21 protein-coding genes and 1 tRNA gene are annotated in these 18,353 nt (G+C 65.5%); 15 read left to right on the forward strand and 7 right to left on the reverse strand.

Annotated elements, in window-relative coordinates:
- Nucleotides 1-109: 109 nt before the first annotated feature.
- From EIP75_RS18705 to EIP75_RS18755, 11 genes are all read left to right on the forward strand, one after another.
- The gene (locus tag EIP75_RS18705) at nucleotides 110-1,078 is read left to right on the forward strand and encodes a flagellin N-terminal helical domain-containing protein (protein ID WP_125244810.1); all 969 of its coding nucleotides are present in this window, start codon (nucleotides 110-112) and stop codon (nucleotides 1,076-1,078) included.
- A gap of 129 nt (nucleotides 1,079-1,207) precedes the next feature.
- Complete coding sequence (fliD, locus tag EIP75_RS18710) at nucleotides 1,208-2,677, forward strand: flagellar filament capping protein FliD (RefSeq protein ID WP_125244811.1); 1,470 nt, start codon at nucleotides 1,208-1,210, stop codon at nucleotides 2,675-2,677.
- A gap of 95 nt (nucleotides 2,678-2,772) precedes the next feature.
- Complete coding sequence (gene fliS, locus EIP75_RS18715) at nucleotides 2,773-3,258, forward strand: flagellar export chaperone FliS (protein ID WP_233584944.1); 486 nt, start codon at nucleotides 2,773-2,775, stop codon at nucleotides 3,256-3,258.
- Nucleotides 3,255-3,602, forward strand: a complete 348-nt coding sequence (locus EIP75_RS18720; RefSeq protein WP_125244812.1) for a flagellar protein FliT — start codon at nucleotides 3,255-3,257, stop codon at nucleotides 3,600-3,602. The genes fliS and EIP75_RS18720 overlap by 4 nt, the downstream gene beginning before the upstream one ends.
- A gap of 21 nt (nucleotides 3,603-3,623) precedes the next feature.
- Nucleotides 3,624-4,358 (forward strand): flagellar brake protein, encoded by a 735-nt coding sequence (locus EIP75_RS18725; protein WP_233584945.1) that lies wholly within the window; start codon nucleotides 3,624-3,626, stop codon nucleotides 4,356-4,358.
- A 45-nt stretch (nucleotides 4,359-4,403) separates the two neighbouring features.
- Nucleotides 4,404-5,342 carry a hydroxymethylbilane synthase gene (gene hemC, locus EIP75_RS18730; RefSeq protein WP_125244813.1) on the forward strand — a complete coding sequence of 313 codons (939 nt, stop codon included), beginning with the start codon at nucleotides 4,404-4,406 and terminating at the stop codon, nucleotides 5,340-5,342.
- Nucleotides 5,343-5,370: 28 nt separating this feature from the next.
- A complete protein-coding gene (locus tag EIP75_RS18735; RefSeq protein WP_125244814.1) occupies nucleotides 5,371-6,171 on the forward strand; it encodes a uroporphyrinogen-III synthase in 801 nt (266 codons plus the stop codon).
- Between the two features lie 47 nt (nucleotides 6,172-6,218).
- On the forward strand, nucleotides 6,219-7,358 hold the full coding sequence (locus tag EIP75_RS18740) for a uroporphyrinogen-III C-methyltransferase (protein ID WP_233584946.1): 1,140 nt from the start codon (nucleotides 6,219-6,221) through the stop codon (nucleotides 7,356-7,358).
- A gap of 5 nt (nucleotides 7,359-7,363) precedes the next feature.
- Nucleotides 7,364-8,617: a heme biosynthesis HemY N-terminal domain-containing protein gene (locus EIP75_RS18745; protein ID WP_125244815.1), complete on the forward strand. Its 1,254-nt coding sequence runs from the start codon at nucleotides 7,364-7,366 to the stop codon at nucleotides 8,615-8,617.
- Between the two features lie 74 nt (nucleotides 8,618-8,691).
- Nucleotides 8,692-8,768 (forward strand) — tRNA-Arg (locus tag EIP75_RS18750).
- Nucleotides 8,769-8,976: 208 nt separating this feature from the next.
- Nucleotides 8,977-9,537 (forward strand): DUF632 domain-containing protein, encoded by a 561-nt coding sequence (locus EIP75_RS18755; RefSeq protein WP_125244816.1) that lies wholly within the window; start codon nucleotides 8,977-8,979, stop codon nucleotides 9,535-9,537.
- A gap of 19 nt (nucleotides 9,538-9,556) precedes the next feature.
- Here EIP75_RS18755 and EIP75_RS18760 read toward each other — a convergent pair whose 3' ends face one another.
- Nucleotides 9,557-9,820: a DUF2024 family protein gene (locus tag EIP75_RS18760; RefSeq protein ID WP_125244817.1), complete on the reverse strand. Its 264-nt coding sequence runs from the start codon at nucleotides 9,818-9,820 to the stop codon at nucleotides 9,557-9,559.
- Nucleotides 9,821-9,843: 23 nt separating this feature from the next.
- Nucleotides 9,844-10,614, reverse strand: a complete 771-nt coding sequence (locus EIP75_RS18765) for a hypothetical protein (protein WP_125244818.1) — start codon at nucleotides 10,612-10,614, stop codon at nucleotides 9,844-9,846.
- Between the two features lie 107 nt (nucleotides 10,615-10,721).
- On the opposite strand from EIP75_RS18765, the gene EIP75_RS18770 reads away from it, so the two are divergent.
- The gene (locus EIP75_RS18770; RefSeq protein ID WP_125244819.1) at nucleotides 10,722-11,594 is read left to right on the forward strand and encodes an AraC family transcriptional regulator; all 873 of its coding nucleotides are present in this window, start codon (nucleotides 10,722-10,724) and stop codon (nucleotides 11,592-11,594) included.
- Here the strand turns inward: EIP75_RS18770 and EIP75_RS18775 are convergent.
- Genes EIP75_RS18775 through EIP75_RS18785 form a run of 3 tightly spaced genes read right to left on the reverse strand, consistent with a single transcriptional unit; the run spans nucleotide 11,575 to nucleotide 13,888 of the window.
- Nucleotides 11,575-11,823: a hypothetical protein gene (locus tag EIP75_RS18775; RefSeq protein WP_125244820.1), complete on the reverse strand. Its 249-nt coding sequence runs from the start codon at nucleotides 11,821-11,823 to the stop codon at nucleotides 11,575-11,577. The genes EIP75_RS18770 and EIP75_RS18775 overlap by 20 nt on opposite strands.
- A gap of 38 nt (nucleotides 11,824-11,861) precedes the next feature.
- Nucleotides 11,862-13,229, reverse strand: coding sequence for an ATP-binding protein (locus EIP75_RS18780; RefSeq protein ID WP_125244821.1), 1,368 nt, complete (start codon nucleotides 13,227-13,229; stop codon nucleotides 11,862-11,864).
- Entirely contained in the window at nucleotides 13,229-13,888 is a 660-nt protein-coding gene (locus tag EIP75_RS18785; RefSeq protein ID WP_125244822.1) for a response regulator, read from the reverse strand. The genes EIP75_RS18780 and EIP75_RS18785 overlap by 1 nt, the downstream gene beginning before the upstream one ends.
- Nucleotides 13,889-14,174: 286 nt before the next feature.
- Here EIP75_RS18785 and EIP75_RS18790 point away from each other — a divergent pair, with 286 nt between their 5' ends.
- On the forward strand, nucleotides 14,175-15,113 hold the full coding sequence (locus EIP75_RS18790) for a glycosyltransferase family 2 protein (protein ID WP_199758651.1): 939 nt from the start codon (nucleotides 14,175-14,177) through the stop codon (nucleotides 15,111-15,113).
- Nucleotides 15,110-16,675, forward strand: a complete 1,566-nt coding sequence (locus tag EIP75_RS18795; protein WP_125244824.1) for an ArnT family glycosyltransferase — start codon at nucleotides 15,110-15,112, stop codon at nucleotides 16,673-16,675. The genes EIP75_RS18790 and EIP75_RS18795 overlap by 4 nt, the downstream gene beginning before the upstream one ends.
- Here the strand turns inward: EIP75_RS18795 and EIP75_RS18800 are convergent.
- Nucleotides 16,632-17,009 (reverse strand): GtrA family protein, encoded by a 378-nt coding sequence (locus tag EIP75_RS18800; RefSeq protein WP_233584947.1) that lies wholly within the window; start codon nucleotides 17,007-17,009, stop codon nucleotides 16,632-16,634. The genes EIP75_RS18795 and EIP75_RS18800 overlap by 44 nt on opposite strands.
- 59 nt (nucleotides 17,010-17,068) lie before the next feature.
- Here EIP75_RS18800 and EIP75_RS18805 point away from each other — a divergent pair, with 59 nt between their 5' ends.
- Entirely contained in the window at nucleotides 17,069-17,932 is an 864-nt protein-coding gene (locus EIP75_RS18805; RefSeq protein WP_158622909.1) for a ChbG/HpnK family deacetylase, read from the forward strand.
- Here EIP75_RS18805 and EIP75_RS18810 read toward each other — a convergent pair.
- Nucleotides 17,894-18,352: a phosphatase PAP2 family protein gene (locus tag EIP75_RS18810; protein ID WP_158622910.1), complete on the reverse strand. Its 459-nt coding sequence runs from the start codon at nucleotides 18,350-18,352 to the stop codon at nucleotides 17,894-17,896. The genes EIP75_RS18805 and EIP75_RS18810 overlap by 39 nt on opposite strands.
- Between the last annotated feature and the right edge of the window lies 1 nt (nucleotide 18,353).

Below are 18,353 nucleotides of genomic sequence, written 5' to 3' on the forward strand. Positions count from 1 at the left end.
TTTCGACAATCCGTCTAACAGGTCAAAGGATTTCAGTCCTTAGCCTGCAATCACAGCAGGCCGGCTAGACGGGCCGAGATCCTTGGATTCTTTTGGTTAGGAGTGCAACATGCCCCAAACGATCAACACCAACATCGTGTCGTTGAACGCGCAGAGAAATCTCAACACCTCTCAGGGGTCGCTGGCCGTGTCCATGCAGCGCCTGTCCTCAGGGTTGCGAGTGAACTCCGCGAAAGACGATGCCGCCGGTTTGGCCATTGCCGAACGAATGAACTCGCAGGTGCGCGGCATGAATGTCGCCATCCGCAATGCCAACGACGCGATCTCGCTGTCGCAGACGGCGGAAGGGGCGCTCGGCAAGATCGGCGACAACCTTCAGCGCATGCGGGAGCTGGCCGTGCAGTCGCGCAACGCCACCAACAGCGAGGGCGACCGCTCGAACCTGCAAAAAGAGTTCCTGGCCGTGCAGGATGAAATCAAGCGCACGATCAACGGCACCTCTTTCAACGGGCAGAAGCTGTTCAACGGCGAAGGCAACGACCTGGACTTCCAGGTGGGCGCCGGCACCACCACCGATGACCGCATCACCATCGCCGAAGTCGACCTGTTCGGCACCGGCTCGGCAGAGGGCAACAAGGCCGGCGTGTCTGACACGGACCCCGCCGTGCGGGCCGCCCTGTCCGATGCCGTCGTGATGCAAACCGTGATCCTGGGCTTCTCAGATCCCGCCAACCCTGCCAACGGCATCGCCATCGGCGGTTTCCGTGAAGACGGCACCACGGCGATCGACGGCACCGACATCGACGCCGCCATCAACGTGATCGACGAGGCCCTGAACCGGGTGAACGACACGCGCGCCACCTTCGGTGCGGCTCAGAACCGCTTCGAGGCCGTGATCTCGAACCTGCAGACCAACGTGGAAAACCAGGCCGCAGCACGCGGACGGATCATGGACGCCGACTTCGCGTCCGAAACCGCCAACCTGTCGCGCTCGCAGATCCTGCAGCAGGCCGGCACAGCGATGGTGGCCCAGGCCAACCAACTGCCACAGCAGGTACTCAGCTTGCTGCAACGTTGATCCACGGATCAGACGCAATTGTTTACGACTCATTTCGCTAAAGTTTGACGACGATGCGCCGATTCACAGGCTGTCCAGGCGGGTAACTCTGCCCCCTGGACCGTTCTGCATTTGTGAAGGGACTCCATCATGGCCACCATCAGCTCACTGGGCTCCGCCGCCGGCATCGATGGCGAGGCCATCATCAAGCAATTGCTGACCGTCGAGAGTGCGCCCAAGACCAAGGTCCAGACTGAAAACAGCACGCTCAGCACCAACCTGTCCACCTGGGGCCGGATCCAGAGCGCTTTTTCCGCAGTCCGGGACACGGCCAATGCCCTGAACAAGGACGATTTCTGGAAGGCCACGACCGCCAAGTCGGCCGACGACACCGCCGTGTCGGTCACGTCCAGCACCAGTTCCACCGCCGGCAACTACAGCGTGGCGGTGCAGTCGCTGGCCCAATCGCAGTATGTGGCGAGCAACGCTTTTGCCGCCAAGACCGATGTCGTGGGTGAAGGCACCCTGACCATCGAACTGGGCACTTTCACGGACAATCCCGCCGCCCCGCCTGCCGCGACCTTCGCAGCCAAGGCCGCCGCCACCGCCGTCAACATCAACATCGGCCCCGGCGACAACACGCTGGAGAAGATCCGCGACAAGATCAACGCCGCCAATGCCGGCGTGACCGCCTCCCTGATCACCGACGCGTCGGGTGCCCGCCTGGTCGTGCGCGGCTCGAACTCCGGCGCCGAGAACGCCTTTCGCATCAGCGTGGCCGACGCCGACGGCACCAACAGCGATGGCTCGGGCCTGTCGGCCCTGGCCTACGACCCGTCGGCCGACATCACGAACATGACCCGGTCTCAGAAGGCCAGCAACGCCAAGGCCACGATCAACGGCCTGGAAGTCACCTCCGACAGCAACACGCTCAAGGACGTGGTCGATGGCCTGACCATCAAGCTCAACAAGGTCACGGACACCGCCACCGAGAGCAAGCCGATCGAGCTCACGGTGAGCCAGGACACGGCCAGCATCCGCGCCGGCATCGATGCCTTCGCGAAGGCCTACAACGAAGCCATCGGCCTGATCCGCACGCAGACCATGTACGACGCCGAGAGCAAGACCGGCGGCCCGCTGCAGGGCGACTCCACCGCCGTGGGCCTGCTCAACCAGTTGCGCTCCATGGCCAGCGCCGGGACCAGCGCATCCAGTGTGTACGGACGCCTGTCCGACATCGGGCTGCAGATGGGCAAGGAAGGCACCTTCACCACCAACGGCACCAAGCTGGACAAGGCCCTGACGGACAACCTTGGCGAGCTGCGCAAGTTCTTCTCCACCAGCAACGATGCGGACCCCAATGCCGCCGGCATCGGCCAGCGCTTCTACAAGATGGCCAACCAGATCGCGGGCAGCGATGGCAGCATCGCCGCCCGCACGGATGGCATCAAGAGCACCATCAAGCGCAACGAGAAGAAGATCGACGACATCGACAATCGATTGACGCTGGTCGAATCCCGCCTGCGCGCGCAGTACACCGCGCTGGACAACCAGATGACCAAGCTCAACGGCCTGTCCGCCTATGTGGCGCAGCAATTGAGCGTGCTCACCAGCAGCTGAAACCTGCTGAAACAACTGGCTGGAACTAGGCGGCTTTTTTCTGCTGTCCCCGGGTCAAGCCCCCACATCCACGGCCGATAACAGGTATATCCAACATGCCCAAGCCGAGATCCGAGATGTACGCACCCGCCAGCCCCTTCTCCCGCCCCATCCCCTCCGCCGGTTCGCGCTCGCTGTCCGGTGTCTATCGCCAGGTCGGCGTCGAAACCAGCGTGTCTGGTGCGACGCCCCATGAACTGGTCAAGCTGCTGCTCAACGGCTACTTCGACGCCCTGGCCGAAGCCAAGGGTGCCCTGGCCGCCGGCAGCATCGAGATCAAGGGCCGCGCCCTGAGCCGCGCCATCCGCATCGTGGAAGAAGGGCTCAAGTGCAGCCTGGACACCACCATGGGCGGCGAAGTGGCCCAGAACCTGAACATGCTGTACGGCTACATCTCGCTGCGCCTGACGCATGCGAACCTCAAGAACGACGTTGCCGCCATCGACGAGTGCGTGCAGCTGATGACCCCGATCCGCGAAGCCTGGCAAGGCATCGCCTCTCAGGCCAACACGGCCCAGATCCACAAGGAGGTGGTGGCATGAACGCCCCCGAACTGATCATCGCAAGCGTGGAAGAAGACCACCGCACTCACGGCCTGCTGGGCTATTACGAAGCCATCGAGCAGGCCAGCCAGGACATGCTGGAAGCCGCCCGCACCGGCGACTGGGACACCGTGGTCCGCCTCGAAGGCGCCTGCGCTGTGCTGATCGCCCAGCTCAAGCACGCGGCCAACGCCAGCCCGCTGCCTGCCGAAGAGATCGCCCTGAAGGGCCGCATCATGCAGCGCATCCTGCGCAACGACGCCGAGATCCGCAACCTGGCCGAGCCCTGGATCAACGAACTCAGCCGCATGACCGGCCACCCGGACGGCGAACGCCTGCACTGACCCACCTACGGAGACCAACCCATGCCTTTGGGGTTGATGCGAGAACAAGAAGACCTGGACGACTTTCGCATTGCCTCGGCCGTGGAGATCCAGGCCATCCTGCGCAAGCTGCTGGAGACCAACACCATGGTCACCCTCAGCAGCCCGGGCGGTGCCAGCTACACCACGCTGCTGTGGGCCGTGGACACGGCACGGGGCATCATCTGCTTCAGCGCGGAAACCGGCGATCCGCGGCTTCAGCAACTGCTGGAATCCAACGAGATCGTGGCCGTGGCCTACCTGGACAGCATCAAGGTGCAGTTCGATGTGGACGGCGCGGTGATGGTCCGCGGTGGCGACACCGCCCTGAACGCCAATTTCCCCAACCAGGTCTACCGGTTCCAGCGGCGCTCGAGCTTTCGCGTCAAGCCCCTGCTCAGCCACACGCCCACAGCCCATTTCCGCCACCCCGCCCTGCCGGACATGCAGCTGTCGCTGCGCATCCTGGACGTGAGCCTTGGTGGCGTGGCGCTGGCCTTGCCCAAGGACGTGCCCAACTTGGGCGCCGGCATCCACATCCGCCGCTGCCTGCTCGAGCTCGATGCCGACACCCAGCTGGATGTGGGCATCACGATCCACCACGTGACCGTACTCAACGAGAACCAGGGCGCCCGTCTGGGATGCGAGATCGATGGCCTGCACGGCAGCGATGAACGCGCCCTGCAAAGCTACATCAACCAGACCCAGAAGCGCCGCAACGCGATGACGATCGGTTGATCCGGCGCGCCTGCCGCACCGGCTCCGCGCTGGTAGCATCAAGGCATGCACGCCTCTCCCGCTCCCTGGATCATCGCCACCCGCGAAAGCCGCCTCGCCCTTTGGCAGGCCGAACACGTTCGCGCCCTGCTCGGCGGCCTGTCACCGCGGCCCGTCGAACTGCTGGGCATGACCACGCGCGGCGACCAGATCCTGGACCGATCGCTCTCCAAGGTGGGCGGCAAGGGACTGTTCGTCAAGGAACTCGAAGTCGCGCTCGAAGAAGGCCGCGCCCACCTGGCCGTGCATTCGCTCAAGGATGTGCCCATGGAGTTGCCTGAAGGCTTCGTCCTGGCCGCCGTGATGGAGCGCGAAGACCCCCGCGATGCCTTGGTCTCGAACCGGCACGCCACGCTCGACGCCTTGCCGCAAGGCGCCGTGGTCGGCACCTCGAGCCTGCGCCGCCTGGTGCAACTGCGCGCCCTGCGCCCCGACCTGCGCATCGAACCGCTGCGCGGTAACCTCGATACCCGCCTGCGCAAGCTGGACGAAGGCCACTACGACGCCATCGTGCTGGCCGCGGCCGGCCTGAAGCGCCTGGGCCTGGCCGAGCGCATCCGCCAGGTCATCGAGCCGGCCCACATGCTGCCGGCCGCAGGCCAAGGTGCCCTGGGCCTGGAGATCCGCACCGAACAGGCCGAACTGCACCAGACCCTGCAGGCCCTCAACCACACGCCCACCCTGTGGGCCGCGCTGGCCGAACGCGCCGTGTCGCGCGCCCTGGGTGGCAGTTGCTCCATGCCGCTGGCGGCGCACGGCACCTGGGATGGCGACACACTCACCGTGCGTGCCCTGCTGGGCCACCCCGAACGGCCTGGCCTGCTGCATGCCGAAACCCAGGGCCAGCCCACCACGGCCGAAGGTGCCGAGGCGCTGGGCCTGCTGGCAGCAGACCGCCTGATCGAAGCCGGTGCCAGGGACTGGCTCGCGGGCACCATCTCTTGAGCGGCCCCCAGAGGATGGCCCGCGCCGCATGAAGATCCTGGTCACCCGCCCCGAGCCCCAGTCCTCCGAATGGGTGGCGCAACTGCGGGCCCTCGGAGAACCGGCCGAAGCCCTGCCCCTGATCGAGATCGGCGCCCCTCTTCAAGCCGATGCGGTGCACGCTGCGTGGGCGGCCTTGCCCGGCACGCGCCTGGTGATGTTCGTCAGCCCCAACGCCGCGCTGTGGTTCGCCCGGCAGCGCCCCCCACACCTGGCCTGGCCCGCCACCACCCTGGCCGCCGCACCAGGGCCCGGCACGGCCAACACCGTGCGCCAATGCCTGGCCGACGCGGGGCTTGGCGACAGCCAGCTCATCAGCCCCTCGCCCGACAGTGACCAGTTCGATTCCGAGCACCTGTGGCCTTTGCTGGCCCCTCTGCCCTGGGACGGCCAGCGTGTGTTGATTGCCAGCGGCGGCGACCAGGGCGAGGCGCGCGGGCGCCAATGGCTCACGCAGCGCCTGCAGGAGCGTGGCGCCCAGGTGTCGGCCGTGCTGGCCTACCAGCGCCAGGCAGCACGCTGGACCGACGCCCAGCAGCAACTGGCCCGCGAGGCGCGCCAGCAGCCCGCCCGGCATGTGTGGCTGCTCAGCAGTTCCGAAGCCATCGAACACCTGCAGCAGGCCTGGGCCGGCCAGGGCGGCCTGCCCGGGGGCGCCCTGGCCCTGGCCACCCACCCTCGCGTGGCCGAAACCGCCAGGGCAGCCGGCTTCTCACAGGTGCGTGACACGCGTCCGACCCTTGAAGCAGTGGCGCATGCACGACGAACCTGGGCCGCCGAAGCCGCCTGAGCACCCCGAGCCCGGCACGGCCCGGCCTCGGTCGATACAATGATTTCGTGACCGATACCCTGCCTGTACCTGCCACCCCTATCCTGCCGCCTGCCGCCAAGCCGCCGCAGCAGCCCGCCGTGGCCCGTTGGACCGCTTTGGCGGTGGCCCTTGTGGCCCTGGCCGGCGCCTGGCTGGGCTGGAGCGCCCAGCAACGCCTGCAGCAACTCGAAGCCGAACTGGTCAAGCGCCAGGAGCAAAGCCAGGACGAGGCCAAAGAGGCCCGGCTGCTGTCCAAGCAGGCCCAGGACGATGCCCGCGACGCGGCGGCCAAGGTGGCCCTGCTGGAAACACGCCTGGCCGAGGTGACCCTGCAGCGTGGCCAGATCGACGATCTGGTCAAGTCCATGAGCCGCTCACGCGACGAGACCCTGGTCATCGACGTCGATGCCAACCTGCGTGTGGCCTTGCGTCAGGCCACGCTCACCGGCAGCGCCGAGCCTCTCGTGTCTGCCTTGCAAACCGCCGATGAACGCATTGCCAGGGCGCAGCAACCTCGCCTCGAGTCCGTGCGCCGCGCCATCGCCAAAGACCTGGACCGCCTGAAAGCCACCCGTGTGGCCGACCTGTCCGTGCTGGCCGTCCGCATGGACGAAGCGGTGCGCATGGTCGACGAGCTGCCCTTGCTGAGTGATCCGGGCGATCGCGCGGCCGATGCCGCGGCACCGCAAGCTTCCGCAGCTGCCCGTGTCAGCGCACGCAAGGCGGCCAAGGCCGCCCGTGCCGCCAGCCAGCCCGCCTCGGCCCCGATGACGGACGATCCGGCCTGGTCGGAACGCGTACTGGACTGGAGCCAGAAGGCCGGCCAGACGGTCTGGCAAGAAGCCCGCTCGCTGGTGCGCCTGACCCGCATCAACCAGCCTGAAGCCATGCTGATCGCCCCCGAGCAGGCCTTCTTCCTGCGCGAGAACCTCAAGCTGCGGCTGCTCAATGCCCGCCTGGGCCTGCTCAGCCGCCAGACCGGCACCGCTGGCGCCGACATCCAGTCGGCCCAGGCCTCCATCAAGCGTTACTTCGACCCTCAGTCGCGCAAGACCCAAGCCCTGCAGAGCCTGCTGGCCGACATCGCCACGCAAAGTCCTCAGACCCAGCTGCCACGACCGGACGACACGCTCGCGGCCCTGGCCACGCTTTCTGCAGGCCGCTGAGCACCATGCGCACGATCGTCTGGATGCTGGTGCTGGCCGTGGTGGCGGTGGTGGCCGCCACCGCCCTGGGCAGCAACGATGGGGTGGTCACCATCTACTGGCTGAACTGGCGCACCGACCTCTCGCTGAACCTGTTCCTGCTGTCCATGGTGGTGATCTGCCTGGCGGTGTATTCATTGATACGCGGCCTGGACGGCCTGCTGGGCCTGCCTGAACGTGCGCGCCTGTGGCGCACCACGCAACGCGACCGCGCTGCGCAATCGGCCCTGCGCGAGGCCCTGGCACTGTATCTGGCGGGCCGCTTCACGCGGGCCCACAAGGCCGCCCAGCGTGCCGTGGCCATCCAGGCCGACACGCCCGATCTGCAGCCCGATGCCGAGTTCACCGCGCTGGCCCACCTGCTGTCGGCCGGCAGCCTGCACCGACTGCAGGACCGCAGCCGGCGCGATGAACACCTGCAGCGCGCCCTGGACATCGGCCGCCTGACCCGCAAGCCACGCGCCACCGAGGAAGGCGCGCGCCTGCTGGCCGCCGAATGCGCCATCGACGACCACGATGCCCCGCGTGCGCTCAAGGACCTGGCCGAACTGCCACCCGGCGTGGCACGCCGCACCCAGGCCCTGCGCCTCAAGCTCAATGCCGCCCGGCTGGCGCACCAGCCCATGGAGGCCCTGCGCACGGCCCGCCTGCTGGCCAAGCACCAGGGCTTCACGCCGGTGGCGGCGCAAGGCCTGCTGCGCACGCTGGCCTGCGAGGCGCTGGCCACCAGCCGCGATACCGATCAGTTGCGCCTTCAATGGGCGCAGCTCGATGCGCATGACCGCACCGACCCGCTCGTGGCAAGCCGGGCCGCCATCCGCATGGCCGAGCTGGGCGCCCCCGACGAAGCCCGCCGCTGGCTGGCGCCGCTGTGGGACAACATCGGGCGCTGTTCCGCCGAGGCCTGCGATGCGCTGGCCCTGGCCTTGAGCCACAGCGTGGCGGGCCTGGAGGCCGAATGGCTGCCGCGTCTCGACAAGGTGTCGACCACCGCGCTGCGCACGCCTTCTCTGGCACTGGCCGTGGGCCTGGCCCTGGCCGAGCGCCAACTGTGGGGCAAGGCCCGCACGCTGCTGTTGTCGGCCGCGAACGACGTGCAGCTCGATGGCCCGCGGCGCCGCCAGGCCTGGGTGGCCCTGGCCCGCTTGGCCGAGCAAGAGCAACGCACCGAAGAGGCCGCGCGCTACTGGCGCTCTGCCGCTGTGGCAGGCGAGCGCTGAGCACTGAAGAAATCTCAAAAAAAATGAGCCGATTGGACAGAAGCGCAGAAACCATGCTATAGTTTCACCTCTCAGCGGCTGTAGCTCAGTTGGATAGAGTACTTGGCTACGAACCAAGGGGTCGTGGGTTCGAATCCTGCCAGCCGCACCAAATGACGAGGGTCAGCAAGTGAAAACTTGCTGACCCTTTAGTCTTTCTGGATGGGCTCTTTTCAAGAGCTTTCCATGCAGAACGCCCAGCACAAGCCAAAGCCCCGCGCTTGGGCACCAAAAACCGCCTTCCACGGCGCTTTGCTCAAGGCGGCCGGGATCATCATGCATTCACCTGGATGCAGTAACCATACCAACTCCCTGGGGTGATGATGATCATTCACGGCCTTCGCAACGCCGCTGCCACCTATGCGGCTTCGGCCCCAGCAGCAAGCAAGCAAAAACCTCTGGACTCGTTCGGCTTGACAGAGGCGCGAACCGCCAGCGCCCAGCTTACCTTGTCGGAACAGGCCAGATCCCTGGCCGCATCTGATTCGTCGAACTCTCAAGCCAGGCTCGAAGCCATTCGAGCGAAGCCCGAGGCCGCCAGGACTGCCGACGACATCGACCACCTGCAAAAGACGGGAGGGCTGGTCAACACGATGGCCAAGCTGTCGCCCAGTGAGAAGAAGCTCTACGACGAACTGGTGGCCCAGGGCAACACGGAGGCCGTGCGCGGCATGAACCTGCTGGCCCTTTCACGCATGGGCAGCGGCGATGTGACGCTGCCCGACGGCAGGACCTTCGATCCCAACAAGACCGAGGTCACGCCACAGAACATCAGGCAGCTGTTCAGCCAGATGTTCGTGAGCACAGACGGTGAGGATGCGCGGAGCTTCGAGGCACTGGCGTCGTACTTGGACAGCCAGCAGAGCCAGACCGTGGCCTAGGCCAGGCTGACGCTGCGCGCTAGCCGCAGTTCTCCATTTCGATGATCGCAAAGCCGGTGCTCGCGATCTCCTGCTCGACCTCTGGGTTGGCAGACTCCATGTGGCAGTAGTTGCACTTCTCTGCCATCAGGCTGGCAGGCGCCACCCCCTTGGCTTCCAGGTAGCGCCGGCCATACTGCAGTACCAGTTCTCGATCGCTGATGTCCGATGGAACCAGGATGTCGAAGTGCATGCGCCGGCCATCGGCGCGTTGAACATGGGTGTCATAGACCGAGATGCGCATGATGTGCTCCTGGCTGCCTGGTTTCACTGGTTGACCTTGCCGGGCAACGACAGATCGCCCGACGCCACCTTGAAGACATCCACCACGCAAAGCAGCGGGCTGTGCACGCTGGCATTCACGCGAAGCGCTGCAGCCACGCCATCAAAGCTCGCCGTGTTGACCGCACCGATGTCATCGAAGGGCACTCGGACCTCCAGCGTACCGCCCTTGAAGGACGGAGACCAACCGGGGCTGTCGATCAGGATGGGCAGGCCGGGCCAGGTCTTGGGCAGCCTTGGCTTGGCATCCTTGGGGATGTCGACCACCTTCAGCGCCCCCTTGCCGCAGGCCTCGTCAGGCTGCAGCACCACCCAGTGCGAGTGCCACAGATCACCATCGTTGTCGGCACGGCCATCGCCGTTCTCGTCGAACAGCGGCGTGTCGTCAAAGTCGGGATGCGAGGTCACCGCGAAAGCCAGTATGCCGCTCTTGGGCTCGAAGCCCACGGTCGATGGATCCAGCGATGTCGGCCACACGTACGAGAACACCTGGCTGCCAGCGAGCTTGCCGCTTTTCGCGGGTTTGCTGGCGCCGGCCTTGCCAGACACGTGCATGTGGAACACGGCCACATTGCCGTCGGTGCTGATCTTGGTGTGGACGATGTCATAGGGGGCCTTCACGGCCGTCGCGGGCTTGCTCTGGATGCCGCCGGTGTGGGCTGCATCATGGGTGCCGTCATGCGCAACGGCCAGATGGCACAGGCCGGCGCAGGCCAGTGCAGCGATGAGCTGCGAGTGTGATGGAAGCTTGGTCATAGGTCCTCGTGGTGGTGTGGGAGATGCAAATGGCACGAGGACAGTGTGCTGGCGACATGGATATCATTGGGTTCAATTCATCCACTCAACATACCCATTCGTCCAAAATGAACCGTGATGCACCAGCGCCCCTGGACCGGCTGTCGTCCCTGCTGGACCGCTTTCGGGTGTCGGCCCAGCTGTTCCACACAGGTGCGCTGTGTGGCGTGAGCACCTTCGACGCGGAGCCAGGGCGAGGCTTCCTGCACGTGCTGCGGCAAGGCGAGCTGGTGGTCACCCACCGCAAGGGCGCGGGGGTCACGCGCCGGATCGAGGCCCGTGAGCCCACGCTGTTCTTCTATCCCCAGCCCCTGACGCACCAGTTCCACAATGCACCGAAAGAAGGGGCCGACTTCACCTGTGCATCGGTGCACTTCGAAGGAGGTGCCACACACCCACTGGTGCGGGCCTTGCCACCCCTGGTGGTCTTGCCTCTGTCCAAGGTCCCCGGCCTGGACGGCGCGCTGACCCTGCTGTTCGACGAGGCCGATGCGGTGCAGTGCGGCCATCGCCTGATCGCCGACCGGCTGTTCGAGGTGGTACTGCTGCAACTGCTGCGGTGGCTGTTGGACCACGCCGATGAGGGCGGTCTCTCCATCGGGCTGGCCACCGGCCTGGGTGATCCTCAGCTCGCACGCGCCTTGACCGCCATGCATGACAGCCCCGAGTACCCGTGGACCGTCGAACTGCTGGCGCAGCAGGCGGCGATGTCGAGAAGTGCCTTCGCCAGCCGCTTCAAGGAAACCGTGGGCGAGACGCCCGCCGATTACCTGACCGGCTGGCGCATGACCATCGCCCAGAAGCTGCTGAAGCAGGGACAGGCTGTGAAGTCCATCGCGCCAGAGCTTGGCTATGCCAATGCATCGGCCTTGTCGCGTGTGTTCGCGCAGCGGACGGGCCTGTCGCCGCGGGAGTGGCTGCTCAAGGCGTCTGCTGCCTGACCATCTCCAGCATCCGCTCACCAAACCCTGTCTCGGCGACGACGTAGAAGCAAGCGGCCACGAACAGCATGAACAAGACCAGGGCTTCTCCGGCACCTTGGATCCACAGCTCCCCCGCCATCGCCAAAGCGACACCGGACAGTGCACTGCTCAGAATCGTCGCGCGCAGGCACTGGCGAGGCGACCAGCAGCCCTTCTTTCCATGAACACTTTTTGAAGTATCAGGCATGGGATCTCCGTTGAACTCCTGCGGGACATGACGACAGTTCAGCTGCTTGCAGGAGGGCTTGCCGGTTGACAGAACAGCACACGGACCACCAACCCTTGATGCGCTTCGGGCACATGGAGGCTGACCGTTGCCGAATGGCGCTCCGCCACGGCCTTCACGATCGACAGCCCCAGGCCACTGCCACCGGCGTCGGCAGCGATCTGCTGGGCATCGGCCCCTCTGTAGAAGCGGTCAAACACGCGTGGCCGCTCATGCTCAGAGATGCCCGGCCCATTGTCAGCAACAGACAGCCAGGGATGGCCGTCCTGCAGTCCCACCTCGACATCCACTGTCCCGCCCTGGGGGGTGTACCTGAGCGCGTTCTCCACCAGGTTGTTCAACAGCACCTGCATTTGTTCCGGATCCCCCTGGAGCGCAACAGGCACATCGGCACGGGCCCCGAGGTCGATGCCTCGCTGCTCCGCCTTGGCGTTGAACGCAAGGACAGTGGATTGAACAAGCTGGTCCAGCCTCATGTGCTGGAACGTCATCACCTGCGTGTCCGGGTCGGAGCGGGCAAATGCCAGCAGCTGTTGAACAAGCCGCTGCGCGCGTTCAACACCACGCTCCAGTTCCTGCATCGAGGCTTCCCGGCCTGCATCATCCGGCGAGCGCCGCAACAGCTGCAACTGCAGCTTGAGCGCCGTGATCGGCGTGCGCAGTTCGTGGGCTGCATCGGCCAGGAAGCGGCGCTGCGCCGAGAAGGCCGTGGCCAGCCGCGCGAGCAGGTCATTGATGGAGCGAACCAGCGGTTTGATCTCACTGGGCATCGCTTGGTCGGAGATGGGGGCCAGCGAGCGGGCGCTGCGGGCCTCCACATCGCGAGCGGCCACGTCCAAAGGCGCCATGCCGCGCCGCAGTCCATACATCAGAAGCCCCCCCACCACCACGACCAGGATGAACACCGGGGGGAAGACCTTGGCACCGGACTCGGCCGCCATCTGCTCACGCTGGGACACCCGCTGCGCGGCCTGCGCCACCCCTTCGGTGCCAACGCTGGCGTAGACGATCCACTCCTCGCCATCGACCAAGGGGCTCGACATGCCTTCCTGGCTCGAGAAGGGCACCTTGACCCGCGGATCGGATGTGTAGATGCGACGCCCCTGCGGGCTCCATGCGATGGTGACGATCTCGACATCCCGGGGCACATCGGTGCGCTGCGGGATGCTGATGTCGTCCTGCCGTGTCAGGGCATACGCCGATCGATGATAGCGCCCGACCGACTTGGCGATGGTCTCGAGGTCGGCATCGAACACCTCGTTCATCTCGTTCAGGGTGACCACGTAGGTCACCAGGGCGATCATCACCCCGCCCAGCAGCAGGGCGCCCATCATCCAGGCCAGCAGGTAACGCTTGATCGAGCGCATCAGCCCTCCACCACGCAGTAGCCCACGCCGCGGACATTCTTGATCACGGCCGAACCCAGCTTGCGGCGCAGCTTGTGCAGGTGCACCTCGATGGCGTTGCTGCCGATTTCATCGCCCCAGCCATACACGGCCTCCTCCAGCCGCTCACGCGAGAGCACAGCGCCCGGCCTGTGCATCAAGGCCTCGAGGATCGCAAACTCCTTGGGAGACAAGTTCACCGGCACGCTCGCCTGCGTCACCACCCGGCGCACGGGATCGAGCACCAGCGAGCCGACCTCCAGTTGCGGCACACCGCTGCCGGCATGCCTGCGGACCAAGGCCCGAACGCGGGCCACGAGTTCATCCAGGTCGAAGGGCTTGAGCAGGTAGTCGTCTGCGCCAGCCTCCAGCCCGGCGATGCGGTCCGCGACGGTGTCACGGGCTGAAATGATCAGGACAGGCAACGAGTTGCGCGAGGCCCGAAGGGTGCCCAGCACCGCCATCCCATCCTTTTTGGGCAGGTTCAAGTCCAGCACCGCCAAGTCATACACGCCATTGCCCAGCGACAGTTCGGCAGCACGGCCATCCGTGACCCAGTCCACGGCGAAACCAGCCTGGGACAGGCCTCGGTGAACGGCCCGCCCGATCATGTCGTCATCCTCGATCAGCAAGACTCTCATGGGGGCATTCGCTTCGCAGGTCGGCATCCAGGATGCCATGGGCGCCAGTGTGGCAGGACAAGCCCCAGCATGCCACCCGGAGACTTAAGTGTTCTTTAAGGCACTGAGGATGACACTGCGCGACACTCGATACACCGCAGAGGTCGGAATGAATTCCATCGCTCCAGCGCAATCCCTGGCGAACCACCGCCAGGCGCTCGATGCCACGACATCGCCGGGCACCCAGTTCGTTCAGGCCGCCTTGTCCCGGGCCGCGGCCACGACCCCTGCGCACGATGTGCCGTCGATGTCTTGTGTCGTGCCCTGCCGCAACGAAGCAAGCAACCTGGATCAGTTGCTGACACGTCTGACAGACGTGCTGTGCGCCTGCACTCGCCAGTGGGAGATCATCATCGTCGATGACGGCAGCACCGACGCCACGCTCACGACCTTGCTTCCCTGGACACAGTTCCCGGGCATCCGCGTGGTCCAGCTGTCCCGCAACTTCGGCAAGGAGGCCGCGCTGACCGCAGGGCTGCAGGCCAGCGGCGGCGACCTGGTCGTGATGATGGACGCGGACCTGCAGCACGAGCCCGAACTGCTGCCAGACATGCTGGGCAGGTGGCGCGACGGGGCCGACATGGTCTATGCGATCCGGGCTCACCGCGACGATGAAAGTGCGCTCAAGCGCATAGGAACACGCCTGTTCTACGCCATGGTCAATGCGGCAGACCGCATCGACGTGCCAGCCGACGCTGGCGACTTCAGATTGATGAACCGCAAGGTGGTCGAGGCCATCCTGGCACTGCCCGAGCGAAACCGGTTCATGAAGGGCCTGTACGCCTGGGTGGGCTTCAAGGCCGTGGCCTTGGCCTACACCCCCGCCCCCCGCGCCAATGGCCACAGCCACTTCAGCCTCTGGCTCCTGGTCAAGCTGTCGCTGGATGGGCTGACGGCCTTCACGACCTGGCCCTTGCGCGCAGTCAGCCTGATGGGCTTTGTCCTGGCCGGACTGTCTTTTCTCTACGGAGGCTACCTGACCGGCGCCTACCTGCTCTTCGGCCACGCCGTGAGCGGCTGGACCACCATCGTGGTCAGCCTGATGCTGTTCTCGGGGATCCAGATGATGTCGATGGGGGTGGTCGGTGAGTACGTGGGACGCATCTTCGAAGAGGTGAAGGGGCGGCCACTGTATGTCGTCAAGCGAGAGCTGGGACAAGGGCTGAAGACGACCGGGCACCCATGAACGCCCGGAGAACCACCCTGCCCCGCGACGTGGCCCGGGGGCTGGCGGTGTTCCTGTGGCTGTCCATGCTGGCGTGGGCCCGCCCGCTGATGCTGCCGGACGAAGGCCGCTACGTCGGCGTGGCCTGGGAGATGCTGCGTTCGCACGACTGGCTGACGCCCACGCTCAACGGCCTGCCCTATTTCCACAAACCGCCGCTGTTCTACTGGATCACGGCATCGTCGCTCTTGCTGTTCGGCCTGCATGAACTGCCGGCCAGACTGGCCTCGCTGCTGGGAGCCTGGGGGGGCGCGATGGCATTGTTCCTCTTCGTGCGGAAGTGGTCAGGAGAGCGCATCGCCAACACCAGCCTGCTGGTGCTGCTGTGCCAGCCCCTGTTCTATGTCGGAGCCCAGTTCGCCAACCTGGACATGCTCGTGGCGGGGCTCATCACGGCCACGGTGTGCCTGTTGGCCGATGCGGCCTTGTCCATCGAACACCGTGAGCCTTGCGCTAAAGCGCTGGCGGCCGCCTATGCCTGCGCAGCACTCGGTGTGCTGGCCAAGGGCTTGATCGGCTTCGTGCTTCCGGCCCTGGTCATCGGCCTGTGGCTGGTGCTTCGAAGTCAGTGGCGTACCTTGTGGGCCCTGATGTGGTGGCCAGGCGCCGTCATCTTCGCCTTGCTGGCTGCGCCCTGGTTCCTGGCCATGCACCAACGCTTCCCTGCGTTCCTGGATTACTTCTTCGTCGTCCAGCACTTCCAGCGCTTTGCGGGCAGCGGGTTCAACAATGCGCAACCACTCTGGTTCTATCCGGCTGTTCTGGCCCTGTTGACGGCGCCATGGCTGCCATGGCTGCGATCACTGTCGCTGCGGGCTCCGCGCGAGCAGGTCGCGCCGGCGCACTTGCGCGGACTCTGGCTGGCCTGGATCGTCGTGGTCGTTGTCTTCTTCTCCATTCCCCATTCGAAACTGATCGGCTACGTGCTGCCAGCCGTACCGCCTCTGGCCGCATTGATGGCCGAAGGCATCGCGGCATGGAAAGCCCGAGCGGGCCCGCGCCATGCGCCATGGCGCATGGCCTGCAGCATGGCGATCTCGCTGTTGACCACCTTCGCGGTCGTCACCTGGCTGGCGATGCACCCCATCAGATCCACCAAACCCCTCGCACAAGACCTGCGGCACGCCATGGCCCAAGGAGAGCACGTGGTGATGCTCGAGGACTACTACTTCGACGTGCCCTTCTACGCAGGATTGAAGACGCCGGTCGCGATCGTTGACGAATGGAAGGATGCGGGCGCACACCGCGACAACTGGCGCAAGGAACTGGCCGATGCCGGCCGCTTTGCACCAGGCGTGGCCCGCGCCGTGCTGCAGCCGGCGCCAGGATTGGTGAGCTACCTCTGCCAGCAACGCCATCCCGTGTGGATCATGGGCAGCACGTCGTCTGCATCTCGATCAGGATTGCCCGTCTCGTCCAGTGTCGTGGCCCAGCAAGGCGAAACGACCCTGTGGCGGTGGCAGCCGCCCGAGCCCGGCGCTAGGGACCAGCAGGAATGCGCAGGAAGGCCCACCGATGGCTGAGCAAATAGGTCAGCCCTGCGACCAGTGCCAAGGTGAGGGCCAGCCAGAGGCCGTAGTGCGCCGGATCCCAGTGCAACAACAGGGCATAGATGACAGCGTTCAAGCCGAAACCCGTGGCGGAGACCGCAGAGAAGCGTATCGCAGCGATGTGCAAGGGGGTGCCATGGCCGCGAAACGTCAGTCGGTAGTGGCCGGCAAAGGACACGCTCAGGGCCAGCAACCATCCGAACACATTGGCCCACCTTGGCTGCACGCCACAGCGCTCGATCAAGACCACGGCGAAGGCCCAGTGCACCAGCGCTGCCGTGCAGCCGACCAGGACGAACCACAGCATCCTGCGCCATCGGCCATGAGCATCCGGATGCTCAAACCCTGTTGAAAGAGGCATCGCTCTTGAACTCCGAACAGCGTGTTTCCAAAACACGGATCTGCATCTGCGTTGATGATTTCGGCCTCAGCGAAGGCGTGAACACGGCCGTGCTCACACTCGTGGCCCAGCGCCGGGTGCATGCCACATCATGCATGGTGTTCGCACCTGCGTGGGTGGGTGGTGCGGCTGCATTGCACCAACTGGATGGCCACCGCATGGACATCGGGCTGCACCTGGATTTCACCGAGTACACCTCCCAACCCAGCATGCGCCACTCGCTGCGGGCGCTGATCGTCAAGAGCATGTTCGGGCTGCTCGACACCGCGGAGATCCGTGCGGAAATACAGGCCCAGTTCGACGCGTTCGAACGCGCCATGGGCCGCCGGCCCGACTTCATCGATGGCCACCAGCATGTTCACCAATTGCCGTGCATCCGAGACATGCTGGTGGCAGAAATGCAGCAGCGATATGGCCACGCCAGGCCATGGATACGGATCTCACAGGGACTTCCGTTCGGCGCCGAGGTCAGGACATCGGGCTGGCGTGTGGCGGTCAAGTCTGCAGTGATCAGTGTGCTGGGGTCTCGCGCCCTGTCCGGCCTGGCGCGTAGGGCGGGCATCGCTCGCAATGGGCGATTGCTGGGCATCCATGGCTTTGGCTCCGACGAAGAGGGATACCGGTCGCAACTCGAAAAGTGGTTGAATGCGGCAACCGACACCGACCTGCTCATGTGCCATCCGAGCGCACAGGCCAGCGCTGACGACCCCATCGGCGAGGCCCGTGAAATCGAGTTTTTGGTGCTCCAGGGGGCAGTGCTGCCAAGGATGCTGGCAGAGCGTGGCATCTCGCTACTTCCCATGAGTCAGATGCGCTGCACGCAACGCTGAGGCCATCGAACAGCCGATGGCCACCGGCAGGGACGCCAGCACGTCGTACGGAAAGTGCTCGCCGGTGTACACCCGGCTCCAGCCAACCACCAACGCCAGGGTCAGCAAGGGAAAACCGAGGAGGTCCAGTTGGCGCGCAGCGAAGGCAGACAGGCCCATGGCCAGGAGAACCGCTACTTCGTCGCTGGGCATCGCCGCACCGCTCAAGGGCCAGGGGCTGAGCTGAACGCCCATGTGCAGTGCCGCGGGCCTGGGCTGCGGCCACAAAAGGCCCCACAGATGGGAGACCAGCAAGGCGGTTACCGCCGCCGTGGCCACCATGACCAGGTCCTTGCGCCCAGACGCGCCCGAGAGCCGCCAAAGCACCAGGAGCAGGGCGCCCACCAGCCACACCGTTCCGTAAGCCAGCGACAGGCCCACC

The organism is Aquabacterium soli, assembly GCF_003933735.1.
Taxonomy (GTDB): Bacteria; Pseudomonadota; Gammaproteobacteria; order Burkholderiales; family Burkholderiaceae_C; genus Aquabacterium; species Aquabacterium soli.

Bases quoted from the DNA above. Each gene is read 5' to 3' on its own strand.
- EIP75_RS18705 (WP_125244810.1), top strand. From the start codon at position 110: ATGCCCCAAACGATCAACACCAACATCGTGTCGTTGAACGCGCAGAGA.
- fliD (WP_125244811.1), top strand. From the start codon at position 1,208: ATGGCCACCATCAGCTCACTGGGCTCCGCCGCCGGCATCGATGGCGAG.
- fliS (WP_233584944.1), top strand. From the start codon at position 2,773: ATGCCCAAGCCGAGATCCGAGATGTACGCACCCGCCAGCCCCTTCTCC.
- EIP75_RS18720 (WP_125244812.1), top strand. From the start codon at position 3,255: ATGAACGCCCCCGAACTGATCATCGCAAGCGTGGAAGAAGACCACCGC.
- EIP75_RS18725 (WP_233584945.1), top strand. From the start codon at position 3,624: ATGCCTTTGGGGTTGATGCGAGAACAAGAAGACCTGGACGACTTTCGC.
- hemC (WP_125244813.1), top strand. From the start codon at position 4,404: ATGCACGCCTCTCCCGCTCCCTGGATCATCGCCACCCGCGAAAGCCGC.
- EIP75_RS18735 (WP_125244814.1), top strand. From the start codon at position 5,371: ATGAAGATCCTGGTCACCCGCCCCGAGCCCCAGTCCTCCGAATGGGTG.
- EIP75_RS18745 (WP_125244815.1), top strand. From the start codon at position 7,364: ATGCGCACGATCGTCTGGATGCTGGTGCTGGCCGTGGTGGCGGTGGTG.
- EIP75_RS18755 (WP_125244816.1), top strand. From the start codon at position 8,977: ATGATGATCATTCACGGCCTTCGCAACGCCGCTGCCACCTATGCGGCT.
- EIP75_RS18760 (WP_125244817.1), bottom strand. From the start codon at position 9,820: ATGCGCATCTCGGTCTATGACACCCATGTTCAACGCGCCGATGGCCGG.
- EIP75_RS18765 (WP_125244818.1), bottom strand. From the start codon at position 10,614: ATGACCAAGCTTCCATCACACTCGCAGCTCATCGCTGCACTGGCCTGC.
- EIP75_RS18770 (WP_125244819.1), top strand. From the start codon at position 10,722: ATGAACCGTGATGCACCAGCGCCCCTGGACCGGCTGTCGTCCCTGCTG.
- EIP75_RS18775 (WP_125244820.1), bottom strand. From the start codon at position 11,823: ATGCCTGATACTTCAAAAAGTGTTCATGGAAAGAAGGGCTGCTGGTCG.
- EIP75_RS18780 (WP_125244821.1), bottom strand. From the start codon at position 13,229: ATGCGCTCGATCAAGCGTTACCTGCTGGCCTGGATGATGGGCGCCCTG.
- EIP75_RS18785 (WP_125244822.1), bottom strand. From the start codon at position 13,888: ATGAGAGTCTTGCTGATCGAGGATGACGACATGATCGGGCGGGCCGTT.
- EIP75_RS18790 (WP_199758651.1), top strand. From the start codon at position 14,175: ATGTCTTGTGTCGTGCCCTGCCGCAACGAAGCAAGCAACCTGGATCAG.
- EIP75_RS18795 (WP_125244824.1), top strand. From the start codon at position 15,110: ATGAACGCCCGGAGAACCACCCTGCCCCGCGACGTGGCCCGGGGGCTG.
- EIP75_RS18800 (WP_233584947.1), bottom strand. From the start codon at position 17,009: ATGCTGTGGTTCGTCCTGGTCGGCTGCACGGCAGCGCTGGTGCACTGG.